We start from the raw sequence: 266 nt of genomic DNA on the forward strand, positions 1-266 counted from the left end.
CCGCCCGGGCGGGGTTGCAGGGCGTCGGCGCCGCCGTCGACGGGCTCTCGGGCGCGACCCAGGCGGGCACCGCCTTCGTGTTCGGCTATCTTGCGGGGACGGAGCAGCCGTTCCCGGCCGGGCCGGCGGGGCCGCCGTTCATTTTCGCCTTCCGGGTTCTGCCGGTGATCCTTGTCGTCTGCGCCCTCTCTGCGCTGCTCTGGCATCTCAAGGTGCTGAAGTGGGTCACGCGCGGGTTCGGCATCGTCTTCCAGAAGACCCTGGGT

Annotated in this window: 1 pseudogene; it reads left to right on the plus strand. The window is 71.1% G+C overall.

The features are described from left to right. Positions 1-266 (plus strand): annotated as a pseudogene (locus ACZ3HH_RS30260) (nucleoside:proton symporter); the annotation flags it as partial.

It is taken from the genome of Pseudomonas sp. PME37.24/025, assembly GCF_055556615.1.